Annotated in this window: 5 protein-coding genes; all 5 read right to left on the bottom strand. The window is 61.8% G+C overall.

The genetic code is table 11. The features are described 5' to 3' along the window. Positions 1-175 precede the first annotated feature (175 nt). Positions 176-862: a winged helix-turn-helix domain-containing protein gene (locus tag RSB01_RS13440; protein ID WP_332591632.1), complete on the bottom strand. Its 687-nt coding sequence runs from the start codon at positions 860-862 to the stop codon at positions 176-178. Between the two features lie 4 nt (positions 863-866). Next, positions 867-3,551: a sensor histidine kinase KdpD gene (locus RSB01_RS13435; RefSeq protein ID WP_332625662.1), complete on the bottom strand. Its 2,685-nt coding sequence runs from the start codon at positions 3,549-3,551 to the stop codon at positions 867-869. Next, positions 3,548-4,138 carry a potassium-transporting ATPase subunit KdpC gene (gene kdpC, locus RSB01_RS13430; protein WP_332591718.1) on the bottom strand — a complete coding sequence of 197 codons (591 nt, stop codon included), beginning with the start codon at positions 4,136-4,138 and terminating at the stop codon, positions 3,548-3,550. The genes RSB01_RS13435 and kdpC overlap by 4 nt, the downstream gene beginning before the upstream one ends. Continuing rightward, entirely contained in the window at positions 4,138-4,881 is a 744-nt protein-coding gene (locus tag RSB01_RS13425; RefSeq protein WP_332591719.1) for a TorF family putative porin, read from the bottom strand. Before RSB01_RS13425 ends, kdpC begins: the two co-directional genes overlap by 1 nt. A 141-nt stretch (positions 4,882-5,022) precedes the next feature. Next, the coding region (locus RSB01_RS13420) for a hypothetical protein (protein ID WP_332625664.1) at positions 5,023-5,199 on the bottom strand (177 nt) is incomplete at its 5' end.

Here is a 5,199-nt window from a genome sequence, read left to right as displayed (position 1 = left end):
CCCACGCGTTTGGGGCGTGTCCCTCACCAAGCGGTTCTGACCCAATCGGCCTGCCTGATGCGTGGCAGGCCGGAAACTTGAGCTTCCCCATGCTCATCAGCCAGGCTTCTCAGCCTGGCTTTTTTCTTAGACCTGCGCTCTATTTTCGATAGGGGCGCATCCTTGAGAATGCCCGTTAAAGCAAGCGATAGCCGATGCCGGGTTCGGTCAGGATAAGGCGTGGCTGGGCGGGGTCTTGTTCCAGTTTTTGGCGCAGTTGGCCGACAACGACGCGCAGATACTGGGTGTCGTCGGTATGGGCCTTGCCCCAGACGGCGGTGAGCAGTTCTTTGTGGCCGACCACCTTACCGGCATTGCGGACCAGAGAGGCCAGCACGTCATATTCCTTGGGTGTAAGGCGGACAGGATGATCCTCGCGTGTGATCCGCCGGTGCTCGAGGTCGATAACGACATCCTCAAAGCTCAGCGGCCCGACAGGCTCGGCGCGCTGTGATTGCTGGCGCAGATTGGCGCGCAGACGGGCCAGAAGCTCGCCCACCCCGAACGGTTTTTCAACATAGTCATTGGCCCCCAGATCGAGCGCGGCGATCTTTTCGGCTTCTTTATCACGCGCCGAGAGGATGATGATCGGCCCCGCATAGAATTCGCGTGCCCGCAACAGCACATCCTTGCCGTCCATATCAGGAAGCCCGAGATCCAGCACCACCGCATCCGGATTCCACAAAGCGATCCCCCGCAGGCCTTCCTGCCCGCTGTCTGCACGGCGCGGCTCATACCCGACAGCATCCAGCGCCGGTGACAGGAAACGGTGGATTTGGGGCTCGTCGTCAATGACCAGGATCTGCGGGCGAACTGCGGACATGGGATCAATCTGCCTCGGAGTGGGTGGCAACAGCCTTGGGTAAACGGATCAGGATGCGGGTGCCGCATTTGACCCCGTCAGGACCGTCCATGACCGGACTGGCGGCGGCAATACGCCCGTTCATGGCCTCGATAAAGCCCTTGGAAATCGCCAGCCCCAAGCCTGCCCCCTTGGTGCGGTCAGACGGGGCTTCCATACGGCGAAACTTGTCGAAGACCCGCTCCAGTTCGCTGGTCGGAATCCCCCTACCTTCGTCCTCGATGGAGATTACGACCGCGCCACGATCCTCATAGGCCGACAGTTCGATGTTCGATCCATCCGGACTATAGGTGACGGCATTTTCCAGAATATTGACCAGCGCCTGTTCCAACAGCCCCTGATCCACCATCACCAGACTGAGCTGGGCGGGAAAGTCACGCACGAGCTTGCGATCACCCAATCGGCGCGCCACCCGCTTGGCCGCTGCGTTCAGGACGTCGCGGACATCGATCCAGTCGGCGCGAATATTCAGGCCGCCGCCTTCCAGCCGTGTCATATCCAGCAAGTCACCGACATAGCGGCTCAGACGCTCGGCCTCTTCGCGAATAGACAACAGGAGATCGGCGCGAATCGCTGGCTTAAGCTTGTTGCCCAGTTCGATCAGCGTGGTTGATGCCCCCAGCAATGTGGACAGCGGCGTGCGCAGATCATGGCTGACCGAGTTCATCAGCGCATCGCGGAAACGGTCGGTGCGACGCAGGGTTTCTGTTTCCAGTGCCTGTCCGGCCAGATCAGCGCGCTCGATCGCTACCGCGCCCTGATCCAGCACGGCCAGAGCCAGTTTTTCCTCGTCCGATCCTGTCGCCAGTGCCGCAGCCTCTATGCCCGCAACCCCGACGCGGTCACGCACCCCCTGCAGCGGATGGAAGGTCCAGCGCACTTGCGGCAAGGTGCCTGTAGCAAAACCGGCCGGTTCGCCTTTTTCCCACGCCCAGCGCGCCGCTGCCATGGTTTCAGCATCCATATCCGGCTTGCGCGGTGATCCCGCCACAAAGACCAGTTCATTCTCGTGCGGCAACAGTACCGTCGCCCCGCTGCCAGCCGCTGCGGATGCCTGTTCGGCCAGAATACGGGCGGCCTCGTTCCTGTCTCCGATGCCGCTCAAACTCTGGCTGGCCGCCAGTAGCGCCGAAACCGCAGAGGCCCGCCGCTGGGCCGCGCGGGCCTGTTCTCGAACACGCCCCGCCAGTGCTCCTGTCGTCAGGGCCACGCCCCAGAACACCAGCAAGGTCAGCACATCTGTGGGCGAACCGATGGTGAAGCTGAACTGCGGTTGTAGAAACAGGAAATTATAGATCAGGAACGCCACAGTGGCTGCCGCCAGCGCAGGACGCAGACCATAGATTGCGCCTGCGGCCAGAACCGCTGTCAGATAGATGACCCCGAGGTCCACACGCTCGAATGTGCGATCCAGAAACAAGGCAAGACCGGTCGCAGCGGCCACACACACCACACCCACCGCATAGCCGCGCCAGCCTTCGCGGATTTTAGGCGCTGCGACGCGGCGATTATCGGCCTGAATCTCAGTCCCATCGGTGATGATATGGACGGCGATCCCCTGCGCCCGCCGCAACAATTCCGTGGCCAGCGAGCGACCCAGCCATTCGGACAACTGACTGCCGCGCCCCTTGGACAGAACAATCTGCGTCACATGGTTGCTGTGGGCATAGTCCAGCACCACCCGCACCACATCGTCGCCGCTCAAAACCGCTGTTCGACCGCCCAACTGCTCGGCCAGCTTCAAAGCTTCGGACAGCTTGCCTGTCGAACCGGACACATGATGCGAAGCCGAGGGGCGGTCCACATGGGCCACCGTCCACTGGGCATCCATCATCATATCCGACAAGCGCCGCCCTGCCCGCACCAGGGGTGCCGCCATGCCATCGCCCGTCACCATCACCAGTATCCGCTCGCCTGCGGCCCACGGTCCCGATACGCCCTGCTCTCTCAGACGGGCGGTCAACTGGTCGTCAACAGTCTGGGCCGCACGGCGCAAGGCCAGTTCGCGCAAAGCCGTCAGGTTTTCCAGCTTGAAGAAATTGTCCGACGCCACCCGCGCCGTCTCAGGCACATAGACCTTGCCCTCGGCCAACCGCTTGCGCAGCTCCTCGGGTGTGATGTCCACCAGTTCGATATCGTCGGCGCGCGACAGGGCACTGTCGGGAACGCTTTCCCTCTGGCGCACGCCGGTAATGCGCAGCACCACATCCGACAGGCTTTCCAGATGCTGGACGTTCAGCGTGGTCCAGACGTCGATACCGGCATCAAGGATTTCTTCCACGTCCTGCCAGCGTTTGGGATGGCGCGATCCAGTTGCGTTCGAATGGGCATATTCGTCGACCAGCAACAGTGCGGGACGACGCTCGATTGCCGCATCGATATCGAACTCCAGCAAGGTCCGCTCACGATAGGCGATCGGCTTGCGGGCCATGACCTCCAGACCACGCAGCAGGCTCATAGTCTCCTTGCGGCCGTGGGTTTCCACCACCCCGACGACCACATCCGCGCCCTCGGCCTTGCGCCTGCGCGCTGCCCTCAGCATCTCGTAGGTCTTGCCCACGCCCGGCGACATACCGAGAAAAACCTTCAACCGCCCACGCTTTCGCGGGGCGGCCAAAATGCCTTCATTTGGAAGGACGGGGGAGATCATCCGCTTTGCGGCACCGGACGGCCAAAGCGCGCATCCAGCGCCCTGTTCGTCACCAGAACATTGACCCTCGGTTGCCCCAGCACATCCAGAGTGCGGCCTTCGATGTGTTTTTCGATGACCTCTTGCACCTGAACCTCCTGAACGCCCCGTGCTTCGGCAATACGCCGGATCTGGAATACAGCGTATTGCGGCGACACATGCGGGTCTAGGCCCGATGCAGAGGCGGTGACAGCATCGGCGGGGGTCGCGGCTGACGGGTTTTCGGATTTAAGACGCGCGGCTTCATCTTTGACGCGCATCGCCAGATCCTCGTTCAGCGGTCCCATATTGGAACCGGATGACGCCGCCGCATCATAGCCATCACCGGCGGCAGACGGGCGCGGATGCAGATAGGCCGCTTGCGCAAAACCCTGCCCCACCAGAGCCGAGCCCACCACCTGCCCGCGTTCGTCCTTCAACAGACTGCCATTGGCCTGAGCGGGAAAGGCAGCTTGCGCCACCCACGTAACTGCCAGCGGATAGGCCACCCCCAACAGGCCGGTGAACAAGACCACCATCACAAGGGCCGGACGGATATGGTTCAGCATCACAACACCGCCTTCAGGCTGAGGACCACACGGCTATCATAGATCTGGCCAAGGTCATGTCCGTCCGTGTCGTGGTAACGCACATCCACAGCCAGATGCTCGCTTGCCTGCCATGCCGCGCCCAGATTCCATGTCAGATAGTCAAGGTCGGACGAGACCCACTGGTGGCCCAACGCCCCCGACACGGTCACCCGTTCGTGGACAGGAAAACCGGCATTGATCTCGGCATAGGTGGCCTCGTCCTCGGAGGTTCCAAAGAAGTCGGGCGAGTAATATACCGCTGCCCCCACCGTGGCCTGCCCCACCACACGCGAAGCGGCCACCTTCAGTTCGGCATAGTTGTAATCTGCCCTGTCAGGCTGGCCGGTATAGAGGTAGGCGATAATACCGGCGTCCCAGTCGAAACCGGCAAACTGCGGGCGAACACCGGCATAGAGGTCCACCTCGGCATCGGTTGCACCATCGCCGAAATCGACGTTCGAGGCCCAGGCTCCGGTATAGAACATGCCGTGGGTGACATCGACACCGGCTTGTATGGCGGGCTCTTCCAGTGTCTGGCTGACACCGCGAAACACATAGTCCGAGGTGATAGCGGCATTAAAGCCAAGCTTGTGTTTGCTCGTGTCCTGAGCCTGAGCTTGAGCTTGGCCGGAAAGACCGGCCATCATCAGGGCTGTGGCACAGCCGATGCCCAAAATGGCATTGTTTACGCCCGTAACGGGGGCACAGGGTTTGTTACGCATGTTCGGATTCCAGAAATGAAACCGCCGCCGGTTTAGCAGCAGGATCGGACATCGTGTTGGCGCGCTGAAGCAGCGTCGTGATCAACACCACAAGGGAAAAGGCTATCGCCAGTCGCACAAGAAAACGGTGGAAGGGTCGCATCAGGCCAGCCCCACAGCGACCAGCGCCATGTCGATCAGCTTGATGCCGACGAATGGCAGGACAATGCCGCCGGCGCCGTACACCAGCAGATTGCGGCGCAGCAGCGCGGTGGCGCCGATGGCGCGGTACTGCACGCCCTTCAGCGCCAGCGGGATCAGCGCGATGATGATGAGCGC

It is taken from the genome of Brevundimonas sp. (assembly GCF_036659295.1).
In the GTDB taxonomy this organism is placed as follows: domain Bacteria; phylum Pseudomonadota; class Alphaproteobacteria; order Caulobacterales; family Caulobacteraceae; genus Brevundimonas.
The sequence above is the reverse complement of the archived record's forward strand: the minus strand, read 5'-3'. Positions and strand labels throughout refer to the sequence as shown.